The following is a 16,702-nucleotide window of genomic DNA, read 5'->3' on the forward strand; positions in this document are numbered from 1 at the left end:
GGGTCGTGTGATTGGCACCTGGGCTGACGTGATCAACCGCGCCAACCTGGGTATGGAAGTGATGCACGAGCGCAATGCTCACAACTTCCCCCTCGACCTGGCTACCGCCGAGGCTCCTGAAATCATTGGCTAGTTTTGATTGACTACCCTATTGATTGATTAGGTAAAGAGCGCTCTTCGCGAGGAGGGCGCTCTTTTGTTGTCCCATCCCTAAGCTCGACGTTATCCATTGATTCAAAAGGTCAAGCTAAGCAAACCTCATGCCATTTTTCAGGGAGTAAACTTTGTAGAGTGAGTCGTGGCCGGAGTTTCTTAGCCTATGGCTAGGCTGAGCAGAGGATCACTAGCTGGCGATTAAATATCTCCCTCACCCTCAAACAGAGTGGCCAAAGGCATCGCCTCCAGATGCAGTGATTCTTTCAGGTAGCGCGACACCACATCTGACTGGCCGTGGGTAACGTAGACGGTCTTAGCTCCAGTCTCTTCAACAGTCTGAATCAGCCCTGGCCAGTCGGCATGGTCAGAGAGCACAAAGCCCCGCTCATAGCCGCGACGTCGCCGCGCTCCTCGCACCGCCATCCACCCTGAGGCAAAGGCCGTTTGGGGATGCTTAAATCGCTTCATCCAGCTCGATCGATGACCCGAGGGGGGAGCCAGCACCAGGTCACCAGTGTATTTGTGGGTGCGGGCGACCTCTGAAGTGCAGATCGTGGGCACCATCATCACCCCCTGCTCGCGGTAGATCTCGGTCAGGGCATGGATGGCACCATGAACATAGACAGTTTGGTCAGTAAATTTTGCGAGTTCGCTGAGGATGCGCTGGGCCTTGCCAAAGGCGTAACAAAAAAGAATGGAGGGCCGATTGCGATCGCCCTGCCACCAGTCATAGATCCGCCGGGCCGTCTCCGCCCCGCTATCCCACCGATAGATCGGCAGACCAAAGGTAGCCTCGGTAATGAAGGTGTCGCAGGGCACCACCTCAAACGGCGCACAGGAGGGGTCAGCACAGCGCTTGTAGTCGCCCGACACCACCCACACCTCATCTTTGTGCTCAACGCGGATTTGGGCCGACCCCAGCACATGTCCCGCCGAATGGAACGACACCCAGGTTTCGCCGAGCTTGAGCCGTTCGTCGTAGGTCACCCCCTGGAGACAAATGTCTTGCCCCAGGCGCCGGCGCAAAATGCCCTCCGACTGGGCGGTGGCGACGTACTGAGTAGAACCCGATCGCGCATGGTCGCTGTGGGCATGGGTAATCAGCGCCGTCTCCACACCGCGCCAGGGGTCAATGTAAAAGCCGCCTTTTTCGCAGTAGAGCCCCTCGGGGCGCACGGTGATTAGGGTCATCGCAGCCATCTCCTCGCCGGTTCATCTACGTTGCCAAAACCCCTTTGGGCAGACCGATCTATTCACCCTAATCCTTCTTCTCTAGGCGAAATAGAACCACGACGATCGCAATTACCCCCAGCTGCACTCCCAGGTTAGGTAGGGCACTACTGACATCACGCCCGGCCAGCAGCTGGGCAAAGAAGACAAATGCCCCGAGCGCCCCCGAGGCTGCCACTGCGCCGTAGATAAACTTGCGCAGACCCTTGTAGGGAGCCTCGGCCTCGGCCCTGAGTCGGGCATATTTCTCAGGGCTCATGCCGTTGGGGGGCTGGTCTTGGGGAGAAGGCTCTGGAGTCATGGGGAGAGAATGGTATAAGACGTCATCCTGTCATCCTACTCAGATTTAGCCTGACTACGGACCAAACCCTAAACTAGGGTCTCTGCACCGAAGAACAGCAGCCTCTGTTTAGTCTGGTCTCACTTACCAATACAAAAGCGGCTGAAAATTTCATCCAGCATTGATTCGGTGATCTCGTCGCCGGTAATGGAGCCCAGGGCGGCGATCGCAATTCTCAGATCAATCGTCCAAAAATCTAGTGGCAGCCGATTCTCAATGGTCTCTTGCACCTGATGGAGGGCATTGCGGGCCTCGGTCAGGGCTGCCCCCTGGCGCTGGTTAACGGTAAACTCCAGGTTTCCTGGGGTTAGCTGATCAGCGTGAATCGCCTTGAGAATGGCCTGCTCCAGAGCTTCAATACCCGTTTGCTGGGCAGCGGCAGTATAAACAGTGGGCAGGCGCTGGGGAATTGCCACCGCCGATAGTGTTTCGACCGATACGAGATCGATCTTATTCACCACCAGAATGAGCCTACTCTCGCCCACAGACTCGTAAAGTTGAGCGTCGGCCTCAGTCCACCCGGCGGTGGCGTCTATGGTTAGCAGCACCAGGTCAGCGGCCTGGGCCACCTGGCGCGATCGCGCAATACCCATCTGCTCCACCGGGTCGCTGGCCTCGCGAATGCCCGCCGTATCGAGCACCTGGATAGGGATGCCCCCCACTACTAGCTGCGACTCCACTACATCCCGGGTGGTGCCGGGCAGATCGGTGACAATGGCGCGATCGCTGCGGCTCCAGGCATTCAACAAACTCGACTTGCCCACGTTGGGGCGGCCCACGATCGCCACCTTCAGCCCCGTGCGCAGCAGCTCTCCCGACTCCGCCGTGGCCAGCAGTCGATTCACCTCAGCCAGCACCGCCGCCAGCTGTTGACAAACCGCTGACTCATCCAGGGGCGGCAGGTCATCTTCAAAGTCGATGCGAGCTTCGACTTCGGCCAATACGTCTAGACACTGCGATCGCAGCTGGCGAATGGCGGTAGTCAGCTTGCCCTGTAACCCAGCCAGAGCGGTGCGGGCCGCCAGGTTCGACTGCGCCGCCACCAGATCCGCCACCCCTTCGGCCTGGGTTAGATCCAGCCGCCCATTCAGAAACGCTCGCAGAGTAAACTCCCCTGGATCTGCGAGCCTGGCCCCCGCCCCCAGACAGAGCTGTAGCACCTGCTGCACCGCCATCAGCCCGCCGTGGCAATGAAACTCCACTACGTCTTCTCGGGTGTAGGAGCGGGGGGCCAGCATGAGCAGCAGCAGCGCTTCATCCACCGGCTGCCCGGTGGCGGGGTCGCGCACCTGACCATAGAGAATGCGGTGGCTTTCCCAAGGTTGCCTCCCCGGCGCGTAGAACAGCGCCTGGGCAATGGCCACCGCCGTCGCCCCCGACAGCCGCACGATGCCCACACTGCCCTGCTGAGGAGCAATGGCCGTCGCGATCGCCGCAATAGTTTCCCCCTGAGTGGGTTTACCCCGTCCTGGTTCGGAGTAGCCCTGGCCTGGGAGAGAAGGGGAACCAGATTGAGTGGTGGCACGGGTGCCATCCATAGCGTTCATCCTGCACAGTAAATTGACGGTGAATCCCTCCCCCTAAGCCTGATCAGTGTCAGTCTCCTGGGTAGAATAGAAAAGAATATTTACAACTCTCTAAGATTCTACTCTGGGCCTTGCGTGCTGATTCTTTCGCCCTGGCCAATGATGGCTATACCTAGCTCACCTTCACGGTTGCCCTGGCGAACTCGATTACCTCAACCTCATCCCTCTCTCACACCCCGTCCATGACTACAATTGCCGATGTGCCTCCTAGTCCAAAGTCCTCTATGCGCAAGTTGACTCAACCCCAGTGGCGACGCCAACTGCGCTATATCTATCTACGGTTTTTGCGGCTCCAAGGCACCCCCGAACAGCTCGCCCGGGGCATGGCAGCTGGGGTGTTCGCGGGCAGTTTTCCGCTGTTTGGCCTACAGATGATCATCGGGGTAACGGGAGCTACTTTGCTGCGGGGCAACCGCATTATGGCGGTGGCTTCCACCTGGGTGAGCAACCCCTTCACCTACGTGCCTATTTTTGCTTTCAACTATCAGGTGGGCGCTGTGCTGCTGGGGGGCGGCCCGGTCAAAACGTTTCAACACCTCGACTCGTTGCGCGGCTGGATGGATATGGGTACCGAGGTATCGGTGCGGCTGATGTTGGGCAGTGCCGTCGTTGGCGTCGTCGCCGGAGTCGCCACCTACTACGGCGGCTTACCACTCATCAGACGGGTGCGATCGCGGCGTCTGGCGCGGCAGCAGAAAAAGTTGCAGAACCTCTAGCGTCTCGCTGACAAGGCACCGTCGTCCGGGGCATGGTTGGCGCGAGAATGAGAGCCATTGGCTGTCAATAGCCCAAGCTATAGCTACCGCCACGCAGGTTAGAACAGTTTCATCGGCACCCTCAAAGCGATCGCCATCCGCCAGTTCGCCATCCCAGTTCAAGCCCCAGGCGGTCAGTTCTTTCCTCCGCGAACTGGCCAGCACTATAAACCTGACCTTGATAAAATTCTATGCAGCAGAAAAACTGATCCACCTCTACCCCTCCCAAGAGGGAATAATTAGGCTGTTTTTCCAAATCATTCTCTGCCGAACTCACGTCAAGCTAAAGAACTTTATCTAAACCGTAGAGCAGCGATTTCAGCGGCATCACCCGGCGAATGCACAGCAGCACACCGGGCATAAAACTGGCGCGATCGCTAGTGTCGTGGCGCAGAGTGTACAACTGCCCCGGCGAGCCAAATAAAATCTCCTGGTGGGCAATCAGCCCCGGCAGCCGGACGCTGTGAATATTGATGCCCTCAGCCGTCGTCCCGCCCCGCGCTCCAGGGATGGTTTCGGTCTCTTTGACCAACGGCACATTAAAAGTTTTCTGCGCCTCCGTCAGCATCTGCGCCGTCTGCACCGCCGTGCCGCTGGGGGCGTCGGCCTTTTGGTTGTGGTGCAGCTCAATAATTTCTACATGGTCGAAATACTGGGCCGCCTGCTGGGCTGCCTGCTGCATCAGCACCACCCCAATGGAAAAGTTGGGCACGATCAGACAGCCAATGCTGGCCTTATCGGCAAACTCCGCCAGGTCTAAAATTTGCTCGTTGCTGAGGCCCGTGGTGCCGACGACGGGGCGCACTCCGTAGGCGATCGCTGCCCGCACCGACTCATAGACCGTATCAGGATGAGTAAAATCGACCATGACCGCTAACCCCTGACTCTGAGCCGCCACCAGGGTCGCCTCCAGATCATTCATAATCGGCACTTCTAGCGGTCGATAGCCAATCACCTCGCCAATGTCTTCGCCTAGGTGGGCCGGGTTTTTGTCAATCGCCCCCACCAGAGTCATATCTTCTGCCTCGGCCACGGCCTTAATCACCTCGCGGCCCATTTTGCCGCAGGCACCGTTGACGACGACAGGAATAGTAGCTTGAGAAGACATAGGCAACCGTCAGTAGATAGGGTAAACAGAAAAATTAGCCTTCCCCCAGAAGTTAAGTCGCCAGTCACCGGGGTCGACCTCTCAGTGGGCTTCGGGCTCTGTCCCCACAGGAATGGAGCGGGATGGGACTTGGTTGAGAAGACTTTAACAACTACTGAAACTTACGTTCCAAAGACTTGAGATATTCAGTGTTGACCCCAGACTCGCGGGGCAGAGCAATTTTGCCAGTGCGGGCAATTTCGCGGATGCCAAACCGATTGAGCACCTGCACGATCGCCACCATCTTACCGGGGTCGCCCACAACCTCAAGGGTGAGTGAATCTTCGGAAACATCGACCACCCGCGCCCGAAAGATCTGCGCAAACTCAATAATTTCAGATCGACTGGTGCTGGTGGCATTGACCTTGAGCAACATCAGCTCTCGCTCCACACAGGGCGTGTCGGTCAGGTCGTTAACCTTGAGGACGTTGATCAGCTTGTAGAGCTGCTTGGTCAGCTGCTCAACCACGCCATCATCGCCGGGCACCACCATGGTGATGCGCGAAATACCTGGAGTCTCAGCTGGCCCCACCGCCAGGCTCTCAATGTTAAAGCCGCGTCGGGCAAAGAGACCGGCAATGCGGCTCAAAACCCCGGCCTCGTCTTCTACCAGCACCGACAACGTATGTTTAACAGCCTGCTGAGGGGCCAAAGTCGAACTGGGAAGCGTAGAGGGATTAACCATAGCAGTGGGGTGGGGGTGGCACCAGCGAAGCCGCTGGTTGGTGACAGCAAAGACCTAACAAACCACCATAGTATCGTGAAATGCATGGCCTTCAATCGTCTGAGTTGTCTACAGCAGCAATTCCCATTTGGGGATATTTGCCGTTCACTCTGAAATCTGTCCCGGGCTTGGCCTTGCTCAGGATAAAACAGACTTCGACTGTTCGACCGGCTCACAGCCCAACTTGAACGCTATTTTCTGAGCTTAAAGGAGCAATATAAGTAGCTATAGCCGCAGAGACTTTTCCAATGTTTGCGCTGAAAGGCTTCTTGCTCTATGCTTGAAAGGTTGTGAACTATTAACTGTTGCTGTCATGGCGGTTCCCAAGAAGAAAACCTCCAAACAAAAGCGTGACCAACGTCGTGCCACCTGGAAACGCACTGCAGCGCTCCAGGCTCAGCGGGCTATGTCGCTGGGTAAGTCTGTACTTACTGGCCGGTCTAACAGCTTTGTATACCCCACCGATGAAGATGACGACGAGGAGTAAAATCCCTTCGTCTCGTTACCTGAGGCGTTGCCCCAGGTAGACCGGTTAGGAATACTACATTTTGTAAGCAGGGTAGATCGCATGCCCTGCTTTTTAAGCTAGCTTGGCGACAGATCTATCCCTTTGGTCTGTCCCATGACCCAGCTGAGCTCGACTCCAGAATCGCGCATGTGGGCGGCCCTGGCGCACATCAGTGCGCTGTGCGGGTTGGTAGTGCCTTTTGGCTGTGTCGTTGGGCCGCTGGTGATCTGGCTGGCCAAACGAGATGAGCTACCCTTTGTCGATGACCAGGCTAAGGAAGCGCTCAACTTCAACATTTCAGCCCTGATTTACGGCACGGTCATTGGCGTTCTAATCGCGATTTCCTTAGTGTTGACGGTGGTGCTGATTGGGTTTCCACTGCTGGCTGTGTTGATTTTGGCGGCGATCGCCCTAGTGGTCGCCTGGCTGGTGCTGACTATTGTGGCGACAGTGAGAGCCAATGAGGGGGTGGCCTACCGCTACCCCCTCACCCTGCGACTGATCAAGTAGTGAGTAGATAGCTAGGTTAGATAAAGGGGCGGATTTCTGGGGCCAGGGGCGATCGCGGTATTGGGCGTTCGGACTTCAGTTGCGGTAACTCTACCGGGGCTTGGGCATCCGGTGGGGTGATTTTTGTTTCCTCTTTTGGCAAAGCCAAGCGGGGCGACGTCAAAAAAGAGTCTGGGGCGTAGTGCTCATCGACTTCTAGCCGAGGTAGGCTAGGGGCCAATTCAGACTCACGAGGCGGAGAATCGCTAGGGATTGGGATTTGTGGTGACTGAGGAGCCGCAAACAGGTCGGGGGTAGCCGGGCTGGGTTCTACAGAGCGATCGACGGGGGGTTGGGCAGATTCAGGGGTTACTTCCCTGCGCCACTGCTTAAAGCGATTGAGGAGGCCATCCATGCCACCCTCAGGAGAGGCTTCGATCGCGGGTGCCGTTCCCTGGGAAGTTTCAGGCTCAGCAGGTGTTACCCAATCAATCTCATCTCTCAAATCGGTGAGGTTAGGCCCTTGGGGGCTCGGGGACAAGTCCTCTGCCCTCGCTTCATCTAGAATTTCTTGAATTTCCTCAATCAGGGTCTTTTCAGCGTTGGCAGCAGGGCTGGGGTCGAGGGATTTTTCAGGCAGCAAGAAGGGGTTGGGTTGAGGCTCAGCCAGACTGTCCTCAGGCTGGGTCAGATTCTCAGGCGTCTTCAAGTCGAGCGGGTCGGGCTCAGCAGACTGAGGTAGAGGGCTTAGCAGGGCCGGGGCTTCTACTTTGTTCTCGGGCGGGAGGGTGGTCTCACTCTTGGGTTGGGGAGGCACCGGCTCAGGTGCGGATTCAGGCGTCCCCGGCTGAGCAGCAGCAGATGGGAGAGTGGGTGTTGTATCCGTAGCCGGGCTGTCTGAGACGACTGGCTCTGGGGTCGGGGGGACATAGGTGGGGTCGATAATGCCAGCGACCTCTTGTAGGGTCAGCTCACCGCGTACCAGACGGGAGAGGGCATCGCTGCCGCCGGGCTGATAATCAATGGCACGCACGGTATTGTTAAAGCGGTTGTCGATGGGGTTGCCGCTTTCGTCGATCAGCTCAAGTTTTACCCAGTTGCGGCCGGGCTTAAAACCCTTCAGCCAGATCGGCTGCCACTGGTCAAATACAAAGCTCTGGTCGTTAACAGTGCAGCGAATGCGCCAGTCGTGCAGGTCGTCGCTGGGGTCGGCCTGGGCACTCAGGTGCAGAGGAGCGTTGGTGAGGTAAAAGTCAAGCATGATCGGCTCGGCTCCGTAGCTGCCCTGGGGGCGGCTGTAGGTGAGCAGGGGCGTTTTGGCATTGACCTCGTTTTGCAGAGTCGGAGCGTAGATGTGAAAGGTGCGCTGGTCAAAGGCACCCTGGTTTTTGAAGCTCTCGTGCCAGGGGCGGGAGGCAAACACCCGCAGGGTGTGGGTACCCGGCGAGAGCCCCTCGAAGGAAATTGGCTCTGACGGATCGTAGATAGCCCGGTAGGGTTCGCCGTCGAGAAACAAGTGCAGGTGGGGGCCGAGCTGGTAGGTGTCATTTTTAAATAGGGGCAGACCACGCACTTGGAGGCGCACCGTGGCGGTGGTGTCGTCAATTACCTCGCCAGGACGAGGGCTGAGAATGCGCACCTGGGGGGTGTAGGCGTCGATGATTTGTTTTAGGCTTTCTAGGGTTTCGGGGGGGGAAACCTCGGCCATTTGACCGGTGAGACGGTTGGGTTGGGGAGTAGGCTCTGAGATCAGTACAGTGGGCTCAATGGGCTTGGCGCAGCTACCCAGGCCAACGGTGAGTAGCGCGATCGCAAACAGGGCCACAATTTGCTGCCCCAGTTTCATGACGCCTCGCATGTCCTGGTATTTCGTGCCCATGCTGTCTGTATCTCTACGTCTTTGCACTATTACGATAGGCCACTTTAGGATCTTTACCGCAACCGTCCTGGTAGGTTTTTGCTAGCGTAGGAGAGCTGAGCTACAGTGTTGCGTTACACGGGCTCGACCAAACAGCGAGAGAGGCAACTGCTATGGGGGCAAAACGAATCGTCATTCTTACCCTATCGATGGTGCTAGGGTTGAGCGCGGGGGCAGCGGCGGCTACCGCCTTTTACTGGAACCGGGCCACGGCCTTGCCCACTTGGTACAACACCAGCCAGGCCGATACCGCCGTGGCTCAAACCATTAGCACCAGCAGCGGCAACCTGCTGCGTGACAAGCTAGCCAGTGGACAGGGGGTGCGCTACGGCGACAATGGCCGAGTTGAGATCTCGCTCACTGAGGCCGAACTGACCCAGCTCTTGCGGCAGGGCGTAGCACAGACCCCCCAGGCAGCGCCATTTTTGCCCGCCGCCGAGAGCTTGAATGCGACGATTACAGGCGATCGCATCTCTGGTGGCATGGTGATCAACCCCGCTGACCTGCCCACCCAAAGCCTGCCGCCTCAGGCCCGCCAAACTCTAGAAACCGCCCTAAATACGCTGCCTATGCTGGGCGATCGCCCTCTCTACGTGGGCATTGAGGGCAGCCCTCGCATCGACAACGGGCGCCTGGTACTAGGCGATGACACCCGCGTGCAGATTGGTCGCATCAATCTGTCGCTGGCGGATGTGGCCCGACTAACCGGCATAGACCCCGTCCAGCTGAGCGAAAAGGTGAACCTGGCTCTGCCTCAGGCGGGGATGACCCTCGACGGACTAGAGTTTGTCAACGGTAAAGCGGTGCTGCGGGGCACGGCGCAGTAGGGCCTACTGTATCGCCGCCACTGCTAAATACCCCAAGACAATAAGTAAGAGGCCTGTCAAGATCGTCAGCTAGTGCGCGATACGCTTGGCTATCAGCTTGCCGCAAGCAACGGCGATCGCCCCTCGCCGCGATTCTAGAACATCGTTAGCCCAATGGTTGCAGGAGAGCTTTAGGCTTCAAGATGGATCTACTTAGGGAGCGAGTATATCTAGTCTTTTGCCCAGAAAAATGCCGAATAGATGCTTAACGTGCGACTTCCTCAAGCTTAGAGGGCAGCAATATCTAGAAGGGCGACTAACTTGAGTCATCCTCAAGCTATATCGAGTTTTTTCAGGAAGTTTAACGAACTTCTCTGGGTTTAAGTCTGGGTTTGAGGATCAATTAAATTTCTGTTTGACTAGATCCAAGTGATCGAAAGAGGCTTAGATCTAGACCTTAATTCATCAAAATGACGCACTTTGAATAAGATTGTGATTTTTGCTACAAACTGCTGTTAAGGGAGTCCTGGATTGGGGAATGCTAAGTTAAGCATCTACACAGATAAGTCTTGCACTCTTCGGTGGAAATTAGCTCAATGACCTATGAGTTAGTTGGTCATTACAACATCGGCTTAGTCAGCCTGTCATTTGGTATTGCTATCCTAGCGTCTTACACCACCCTCAGCCTGGGGCATCGTATTTTGGCGACTACAGGGTGGCGGCAGTGGCCTTGGCTGTGGGGCGGTGCTGTGGCCATGGGGACTGGCATTTGGGCGACCCATTTTGTGGCCATGCTGGCCTTAGAGATGCCCCTGCCGATCACCTATGACTTGATTCCCACCGGGCTCTCTCTGGTCTATGCCGTACTGGCGGCAGCGGTAGCCCTCGTGCTCGTTAGCCGACCTGGTCTCAGCTGGCTGAGCCTGGGGACAGGGGGATTGGTCATGGGTTTGGCGATCGCCTGGATGCACTACACCGGCATGACCGCCATGGATATGCCCGCCCGAATCAGCTATAGGTGGTCGCTGGTGGCTCTGTCAGTCATCATTGCGGTCAGCGCCTCTATGGTGGCCCTAGGTTTGACCCTGTGGTCTCGCCGCAATCCTACCCAGGGCAGTCTGTGGCCCACTAATCTGGCCGTGGTCATGCTGGGCATTGCCATCGGTGGGTTGCACTACACGGGCATGATCGGCACGGTGTTTTCCCCTACTCTGGCAGATGTATCTACCAGGGCCGATGCCATGCCCGACTTAGATGCTCGCTGGCTAGCCCTGGCGATCGCCCTAGGCGCCGGGCTGATTTTAGTCATTACCCTGATCATGCTCAGACTTAACCAGCGGCTTGCCACCCAGCGGCTGCAAGAAGAAGCCCTGGCCAGGAGCGAACAGCGGTTTCGCACCCTGATTCGCGATATGGGCGTCGGGGTGCTGATGCTAAATGCTCAGGCCGAGATTGTCGTCAGCAATCAGGCGGCTCGACAGTTTTTGTACCTGCCTGAGCCCAGCGACCAGCCCCCAGTATTTGGACAGTTTGCGATCTTTTGTCAAGAGGATGGCTCACCGCTGGCCGCCGCCGACTTGCCGGTGCAGCGGGTGATCGCCCAAAAGATGGCCCTAGGTGACGTGGTCATTGGCGTCAGCGCCCCCTCATCTGCCCTATCTACCGACAGGGATCTAATACGGTGGCTGCTAGTCAATGTTGACCCCCAGCTCAATGCGGCTGGCCAGGTAGAGCGGCTAGTGTGCACCTGTAGCGACATCACCCTGCAAAAACAGGCCGAAGAAGCGGTGCGGGCGGTGGCCAACCGCGAAAAAACGGTGATGCGCATTGTTCAGCGCATGCGCCAAACCCTTGACCTGGAGACGATCTTTACGGCGACTACCCAGGAGTTACAGCAGGCAGTGGGCTGCGATCGCGTCTGGATTTACCGCTTCAACCCCGACTGGAGTGGCACAGTGGTGGCCGAAGATCTCGCTGACCCCAATGCCCCTTCGACCTTAACGGCGGCCAATACCGCCCAATCGCTGATCGAACGCGATAACTGCGGTGCCCGTGCCATGCAAAACAGTGCCTTTGACGAGGGCTACCTCCAGCTAGAAGACACATATCTAAAGGAGACCCAAGCTGAGACCTATCGCCAAGACCGCACCTACCACCGGGTTAACGATATCTATACCGAAGGCTTCGACATCTGCTACCTGGAGTTTCTAGAGCAGTGGCAGGTGCGCGCCTACGTGATTGTGCCAATCTTTGCCGGCAGCCAGCTGTGGGGGCTGCTGGGGGTTTACCACCACAAACCTCACAGCTGGAGCCGCCACGAGGTCAAAATGGTGCTCCAGGTGGGTACCCATCTGGGCACGGCAGTACAGCAGGCTAACCTGCTGCGTCAGACGCAGCAGCAGGCCGAGGCGTTGGCAGTAGCAAAACGCGCCGCCGATGACGCCAGCCAGGCCAAAGGCGACTTTTTGGCCAGCATGAGCCATGAGCTACGTACCCCCCTCAACGCCATTCTGGGCTTTACCCAAATTTTGCACGATGACGATAGCCTGGCCGACAGTCATCGCGATCTGATTGGCATTGTCAACCGCAGCGGCAACCACCTGCTGGGGCTCATTAACAATGTGCTGTCCCTGGCTAAGATTGAGGCCAACAAAATCACCCTCAACGAAACCTGCTTTGACTTGCATCAGACCCTCCAGGCTGTGGATGACATGCTGCAACTTAAGGCCAAGGCCAAGGGGTTGCAGCTAGAGGTGGCTCAACCCCCAGCCATGCCTTATTGTCTGCGGGCCGATGAGGGCAAGCTGCGGCAAATTTTAATTAATCTGATCGGCAACGCCATCAAATTTACGGCCCAGGGCAGTGTCACTGTAGAATCGCGCCTGGTCACGCCCAGCGGAGGCCCGCCAGACAATACTTCTCAGCAGAATATTCCAGCGACAGAAGAGAATTCCGAGAATTCTACAGACTATCGTCTTGAGATCTCGGTGCAAGATACTGGTGTCGGTATAGCCACCGAAGAATTAGCCCACCTGTTTAAGCCTTTTGAGCAGACCCAGTCGGGGCGGCACTCCGCCGAGGGCACTGGCCTGGGCCTGTCTCTCAGCTACAACTTTGCCCAACTCATGGGTGGCACGATCACCGTCACCAGCGCGATCGGCATAGGCTCAACCTTCACCGTGAGTCTGCCCGTGGGCACAGGGGCATTAACGACCCCAGAGCCTGCTGACTCACAGCAAGAGATTGTGCAGCTCGCGCCCCACCAGTCGCCTTACCGCATTCTTGTCACTGACGACGTGGACGAGAGTCGACTGCTGATGCGCCATTGGCTAGAAGGGGTCGGGTTTGAGGTGCGCGAAGCCTGCCATGGGCAAGAAGCACTGGCCATCTGGGCTGAGTGGCAGCCCCACCTGATCTGCCTCGACATGCGCATGCCTGTGCTCGATGGCTACGGGGTCGCTCGTCAGGTGAGGCAGTCGCCCGGCGGCGATGCCACGGTGATCATTGCCGTCACGGCCAGCGTGTTTGAAGAGCATCAGTCAGACTGCATTGAGGCGGGCTGCAATGTCGTGCTGTCAAAACCGCTTCAGCGGGGGGTGCTGCTAGAGCAAGTCGGGCGTAGCCTAGGCCTGACTTACCAGTATGCCGCCGCCGCTGTCGACCCAGGTCTGGGGGCAGGGCCCGATGGGCAAAGCTCGGCTCGAGACCAGCCCCCCCTCACCCAGGCTGACTTGAGTGCCCTCGCCCCTGACTGGCTGGCCGCCATGCACCAGGCGGCCCAAGCCGCCGATGACCGTCGGGTGCGTCACCTGATTGCCGATCTACCGGTCGAATATCAGCCCTTAGCCCAGCGGCTTGACCGGCTGGTCGATGACTTTCGCCTTGACGTTATCATTAACCTCACGGCTGTTCCCCTTGTGTCCGTTTCCCTGTAGTACCCGATATGAACACCGCGACCTCTCTCTTCCCTGAGGACGTTGACATTCTGCTGGTTGATGATATTCCTGACAATCTGCGCGTCTTGTCTACTATTCTCGAAGCTAAGGGCTACCGCTGCCGCAAAGCCCTTAACGGGGCCCTAGCTCTCAAGGCTATAGACTTGGCCCCACCCGACCTGATCTTGCTCGACATTACCATGCCCATGATGGATGGCTTCGAGGTGTGCCGTCGGCTGAAGGCCAACGAAGTGACCCAGGGCATCCCTATCATTTTTCTCACTGCCCGTGATGCGGAGCGAGAAAAAGAGCAGGCCTTTAGTCTGGGAGCAGCAGACTACATTATCAAACCCTTTATGGCCTACGAAGTGCTGCTGCGGGTCAAGCATCAGTTGGCTATTCGCCAGCAGCAGCAGCAGCTAGAGGTTCAAAACCAGCGACTCCAGGTCGAGATCAAAGAGCGAGAGCAGGCCGAGGCCGATCTGCGACGGCAGCGACAGCGCTCAGAAGAGCTGTTGACCAATGTGCTGCCGTTCCAGATTGCCCAGCGCCTTAAAGATCGCGAACAGGCGATCGCCGATCAGTTCGACCATGTCACCATTCTCTTTGCCGATATTGTGGGCTTTAGCACCGTGGCGGCGCAGCTCACCCCCTGCGAACTGGTGCAGTTGCTCAACAAGATTTTTTCTCGGTTTGACGAGTTGGCCGCCCTCTACGGACTAGAAAAAATCAAAACCATTGGCGATGCCTACATGGTGGCGGCGGGGGTGCCAATGGCGCGGCCTGATCACGCTCGGGCGATCGCCCAGATGGCCCTCGACATGCAGTCTGCCATCGGCGACTTTCGGCGGCCCGACGGTCAGCCTTTTCAGCTGCGCATCGGCATTAACTCCGGTAGCGTGGTAGCGGGGGTCATTGGCATTCGCAAGTTTATCTATGATCTCTGGGGCGACACGGTCAACATCGCTAGCTTCATGGAAACCACCGGGGAAGCCAGCAAAATTCAGGTGTCTGAGCTGTCTTACCCGTACCTCAAAGACCACTTCACCCTCAAGCCTCGGGGGGAAATGCAGCTTAAAAGCGGCCATTGGCTTAACACCTACTGGCTGGTGAGCCAAGATCAGCCCGCCTACCGTTACCCTCCGGTGGTTGCTGCAGATATCCCTGGCCCGGCCCTATGCTGTAGCTGACCAAAGTTTCAGCCATCTCTGTCACCTTCAGGTGATGAGATCTCTACCTGAGGGGCTATACCAAAGCAATTATTTGCGGGAATAATTAAGTTGGTAACAAAAACTACACCAATGCCGCAGAGGAGATTGTCATGACCCAAGATCGTAGCCGACCCAACGCCACCCTAGATCATGACTCTCAGCCAGAGGTTAAGTTTGACCAGTGGGCCAAGGCTGTACGGCAGCAGATGGTGGCTGCCCTCAAGCGACGGGGTAACCAGTAAGAAACCAGAGCAACTAGCAAATTCTGGGGAGTTGTTCGCCGCTGAGGTAGTCGAGAATGCGACTACCACCGATCCCATGGTTCAGCGTCACTAGTCCGGGAGAAATACCGGGTCGGGTCGGCCGCTTCACCCGGCCGATCTGCTGTGCTAAAAAACCTGGGCTAGCCGGGCTAGTGGCTTGCAAGATTTCGAGTGCAGCGTCGGCCTGAGCCTCAGGGACGATCGCAATAAATCGACCTTCATTGGCGACATAGAGGGGGTCTAAGCCAAGAATTTCGCAGGCTCCCTGCACTGCGTCGCAGATGGGGATGCGGGGTTCGTCCAGTTCAATGTCGAGCTGGGCTGCGATCGCAATCTCGTTCAGCGCTGTAGCCAGCCCGCCTCTAGTCAAGTCGCGCAGGCAGTGCAGCTCAAGGCCCGCCGCTAGTAGGGCCTGAACAGTCTGATTTAGGGGGGCTAGATCGCTTTCTAGGGTAGTTTCAAAGCCGAGCCCTTCTCGCTGGGCCATAATTGCAATGCCGTGGCGACCAATATCGCCGCTGAGCAAAATAGCATCCCCCGGCTGCACTGACTTAGGGGTGATCTGCCAGGGGTGGTCAATGCTGCCGACCCCAGCGGTGTTGATGTACAATCCATCGCCCTTGCCCCGCTCCACCACTTTAGTGTCGCCCGTAACGATCGCCACCCCCGCCCGCTGCGCTGCCGCCTGGATCGATTGCACCACCCGCCACAGGGTTTCCATGGGCAACCCCTCTTCGAGAATAAAGCCCAGGCTGAGGTAGAGAGGCCTAGCCCCGGCCATAGACAGGTCGTTGACAGTGCCATAAACGGCCATGGCCCCAATATCGCCCCCCGCAAAAAACAGCGGCGACACCACGTAGGAATCGGTGGTAAAGGCCAGGCGTCCGTGGGGCAGGTCGAGCCGGGCGGCATCGTGCTGCCAGTCGGGGTGGGTGCCCAGAGCAGGCAGCAACATTTGCTCAATCAGCTGGTGCATAAAGCGACCGCCCCCGCCATGGGCCATGAGCACGTGGGGGTACTGTTGCAGAGGAATAGGGCAGGTGGCAGGAAAAGAGGCGGTGGTCATAGGGAATAGCGATTTTGGCCTGAGGGTGCTGGGTCGAGCGATCCTCGCTTACTCTAGCTGACATCATAGTCTGCTTACCTAGGCTCCGAATTTCTCGCCAACGCTGGTTTAGGGCGTGTCATCAATTGCAACCAAAACCCTTGTGGAACAAGCCCTGCCACACCTGTCCCCAACAACAGGTTCGGCTTCCACCACTAATTGTGAACCGATATGCTGATTCTGTGCCGCATAAGCCGCCAACCGAACCTCGGATTAAGCGGTATTGGGCCACGCCATGAGCCGTTAATAGACCTGGCATCCATGCGCTGGCTATGCTTCGCCACCAAGGACGACTTCAGCCACTGCACAGTGCACAGCTCGGTAAGCTTGCGATTGTCGTCGTTAGGCAAAAACACCATCACCCCTTGTTCGGCCTGCTCCCCCAAGTTTTTGGTATCGATCGATACCAAAATATCGGGGCCAGCGTTAGAGTTGACCGCTCGGTTGCCCTGCACCACCCAGCCCGCCTCGGTGAGGTGCTGATCGACGCGATCGCGAGCTTTTTGCCCGAGGTTTTGGTTAGCCATGA

General features: G+C 57.4%; 15 protein-coding genes and 1 pseudogene. 8 read left to right on the forward strand and 8 right to left on the reverse strand.

Features of this window, described 5'->3' with window-relative positions; translation table 11 throughout:
• A pseudogene (locus AC0QKW_RS11480) lies at positions 1-133 on the forward strand (photosystem II q(b) protein); the annotation flags it as partial.
• A gap of 221 nt (positions 134-354) precedes the next feature.
• On the opposite strand, the gene AC0QKW_RS11485 reads toward AC0QKW_RS11480, so the two are convergent.
• The 3 genes from AC0QKW_RS11485 to mnmE all read right to left on the reverse strand — a co-directional run bounded on the left by AC0QKW_RS11485 (position 355) and on the right by mnmE (position 3,264).
• Positions 355-1,347 carry a ligase-associated DNA damage response exonuclease gene (locus AC0QKW_RS11485; protein WP_473151211.1) on the reverse strand — a complete coding sequence of 331 codons (993 nt, stop codon included), beginning with the start codon at positions 1,345-1,347 and terminating at the stop codon, positions 355-357.
• 67 nt (positions 1,348-1,414) lie between these two features.
• The gene (locus AC0QKW_RS11490; protein ID WP_473151212.1) at positions 1,415-1,687 is read right to left on the reverse strand and encodes a DUF3493 domain-containing protein; all 273 of its coding nucleotides are present in this window, start codon (positions 1,685-1,687) and stop codon (positions 1,415-1,417) included.
• A 119-nt stretch (positions 1,688-1,806) separates the two neighbouring features.
• The gene (gene mnmE / locus AC0QKW_RS11495) at positions 1,807-3,264 is read right to left on the reverse strand and encodes a tRNA uridine-5-carboxymethylaminomethyl(34) synthesis GTPase MnmE (RefSeq protein WP_473151213.1); all 1,458 of its coding nucleotides are present in this window, start codon (positions 3,262-3,264) and stop codon (positions 1,807-1,809) included.
• Positions 3,265-3,494: 230 nt separating this feature from the next.
• On the opposite strand from mnmE, the gene AC0QKW_RS11500 reads away from it, so the two are divergent.
• Positions 3,495-4,028: a DUF2062 domain-containing protein gene (locus tag AC0QKW_RS11500; protein ID WP_473151214.1), complete on the forward strand. Its 534-nt coding sequence runs from the start codon at positions 3,495-3,497 to the stop codon at positions 4,026-4,028.
• Between the two features lie 322 nt (positions 4,029-4,350).
• Here AC0QKW_RS11500 and dapB read toward each other — a convergent pair whose 3' ends face one another.
• Together dapB and ilvN are read right to left on the reverse strand one after the other, a co-directional pair.
• Positions 4,351-5,175, reverse strand: a complete 825-nt coding sequence (gene dapB, locus AC0QKW_RS11505; protein WP_473151215.1) for a 4-hydroxy-tetrahydrodipicolinate reductase — start codon at positions 5,173-5,175, stop codon at positions 4,351-4,353.
• A gap of 151 nt (positions 5,176-5,326) precedes the next feature.
• On the reverse strand, positions 5,327-5,899 hold the full coding sequence (ilvN, locus tag AC0QKW_RS11510) for an acetolactate synthase small subunit (RefSeq protein WP_473151216.1): 573 nt from the start codon (positions 5,897-5,899) through the stop codon (positions 5,327-5,329).
• Between the two features lie 352 nt (positions 5,900-6,251).
• Between ilvN and rpmF the strand changes: the two genes are divergently transcribed.
• Positions 6,252-6,425: a 50S ribosomal protein L32 gene (gene rpmF / locus AC0QKW_RS11515; RefSeq protein ID WP_473151217.1), complete on the forward strand. Its 174-nt coding sequence runs from the start codon at positions 6,252-6,254 to the stop codon at positions 6,423-6,425.
• Positions 6,426-6,560: 135 nt separating this feature from the next.
• Entirely contained in the window at positions 6,561-6,956 is a 396-nt protein-coding gene (locus tag AC0QKW_RS11520; protein ID WP_473151218.1) for a DUF4870 domain-containing protein, read from the forward strand.
• 16 nt (positions 6,957-6,972) lie between these two features.
• Here AC0QKW_RS11520 and AC0QKW_RS11525 read toward each other — a convergent pair whose 3' ends face one another.
• Positions 6,973-8,814 (reverse strand): hypothetical protein, encoded by a 1,842-nt coding sequence (locus tag AC0QKW_RS11525; protein ID WP_473151219.1) that lies wholly within the window; start codon positions 8,812-8,814, stop codon positions 6,973-6,975.
• Between the two features lie 152 nt (positions 8,815-8,966).
• Between AC0QKW_RS11525 and AC0QKW_RS11530 the strand changes: the two genes are divergently transcribed.
• The 4 genes from AC0QKW_RS11530 (at position 8,967) to AC0QKW_RS11545 (ending at position 15,047) form a co-directional block, all read left to right on the forward strand.
• Positions 8,967-9,680: a hypothetical protein gene (locus AC0QKW_RS11530; protein ID WP_473151220.1), complete on the forward strand. Its 714-nt coding sequence runs from the start codon at positions 8,967-8,969 to the stop codon at positions 9,678-9,680.
• A 575-nt stretch (positions 9,681-10,255) separates the two neighbouring features.
• Entirely contained in the window at positions 10,256-13,594 is a 3,339-nt protein-coding gene (locus tag AC0QKW_RS11535) for an MHYT domain-containing protein (protein ID WP_473151221.1), read from the forward strand.
• Positions 13,595-13,602: 8 nt separating this feature from the next.
• The gene (locus AC0QKW_RS11540) at positions 13,603-14,784 is read left to right on the forward strand and encodes an adenylate/guanylate cyclase domain-containing protein (RefSeq protein WP_473151222.1); all 1,182 of its coding nucleotides are present in this window, start codon (positions 13,603-13,605) and stop codon (positions 14,782-14,784) included.
• A gap of 131 nt (positions 14,785-14,915) precedes the next feature.
• Entirely contained in the window at positions 14,916-15,047 is a 132-nt protein-coding gene (locus AC0QKW_RS11545) for a hypothetical protein (RefSeq protein WP_473151223.1), read from the forward strand.
• 13 nt (positions 15,048-15,060) lie between these two features.
• Here AC0QKW_RS11545 and hypE read toward each other — a convergent pair whose 3' ends face one another.
• Positions 15,061-16,134 carry a hydrogenase expression/formation protein HypE gene (gene hypE / locus AC0QKW_RS11550; protein WP_473151224.1) on the reverse strand — a complete coding sequence of 358 codons (1,074 nt, stop codon included), beginning with the start codon at positions 16,132-16,134 and terminating at the stop codon, positions 15,061-15,063.
• Between the two features lie 194 nt (positions 16,135-16,328).
• Positions 16,329-16,700 (reverse strand): hypothetical protein, encoded by a 372-nt coding sequence (locus tag AC0QKW_RS11555; protein WP_473151298.1) that lies wholly within the window; start codon positions 16,698-16,700, stop codon positions 16,329-16,331.
• Positions 16,701-16,702 lie beyond the last annotated feature (2 nt).

Source organism: Pseudanabaena sp. PCC 9330, assembly GCF_055795045.1.

Coding starts and splice junctions, on each gene's coding strand:
- AC0QKW_RS11545 (WP_473151223.1), top strand. CDS start 14,916: ATGACCCAAGATCGTAGCCGACCCAACGCCACCCTAGATCATGACTCT.
- AC0QKW_RS11540 (WP_473151222.1), top strand. CDS start 13,603: ATGAACACCGCGACCTCTCTCTTCCCTGAGGACGTTGACATTCTGCTG.
- AC0QKW_RS11520 (WP_473151218.1), top strand. CDS start 6,561: ATGACCCAGCTGAGCTCGACTCCAGAATCGCGCATGTGGGCGGCCCTG.
- AC0QKW_RS11490 (WP_473151212.1), bottom strand. CDS start 1,687: ATGACTCCAGAGCCTTCTCCCCAAGACCAGCCCCCCAACGGCATGAGC.
- AC0QKW_RS11485 (WP_473151211.1), bottom strand. CDS start 1,347: ATGACCCTAATCACCGTGCGCCCCGAGGGGCTCTACTGCGAAAAAGGC.
- ilvN (WP_473151216.1), bottom strand. CDS start 5,899: ATGGTTAATCCCTCTACGCTTCCCAGTTCGACTTTGGCCCCTCAGCAG.
- AC0QKW_RS11555 (WP_473151298.1), bottom strand. CDS start 16,700: ATGGCTAACCAAAACCTCGGGCAAAAAGCTCGCGATCGCGTCGATCAG.
- mnmE (WP_473151213.1), bottom strand. CDS start 3,264: ATGGATGGCACCCGTGCCACCACTCAATCTGGTTCCCCTTCTCTCCCA.
- dapB (WP_473151215.1), bottom strand. CDS start 5,175: ATGTCTTCTCAAGCTACTATTCCTGTCGTCGTCAACGGTGCCTGCGGC.
- AC0QKW_RS11500 (WP_473151214.1), top strand. CDS start 3,495: ATGACTACAATTGCCGATGTGCCTCCTAGTCCAAAGTCCTCTATGCGC.
- rpmF (WP_473151217.1), top strand. CDS start 6,252: ATGGCGGTTCCCAAGAAGAAAACCTCCAAACAAAAGCGTGACCAACGT.
- AC0QKW_RS11535 (WP_473151221.1), top strand. CDS start 10,256: ATGACCTATGAGTTAGTTGGTCATTACAACATCGGCTTAGTCAGCCTG.
- AC0QKW_RS11530 (WP_473151220.1), top strand. CDS start 8,967: ATGGGGGCAAAACGAATCGTCATTCTTACCCTATCGATGGTGCTAGGG.
- AC0QKW_RS11525 (WP_473151219.1), bottom strand. CDS start 8,814: ATGGGCACGAAATACCAGGACATGCGAGGCGTCATGAAACTGGGGCAG.
- hypE (WP_473151224.1), bottom strand. CDS start 16,134: ATGACCACCGCCTCTTTTCCTGCCACCTGCCCTATTCCTCTGCAACAG.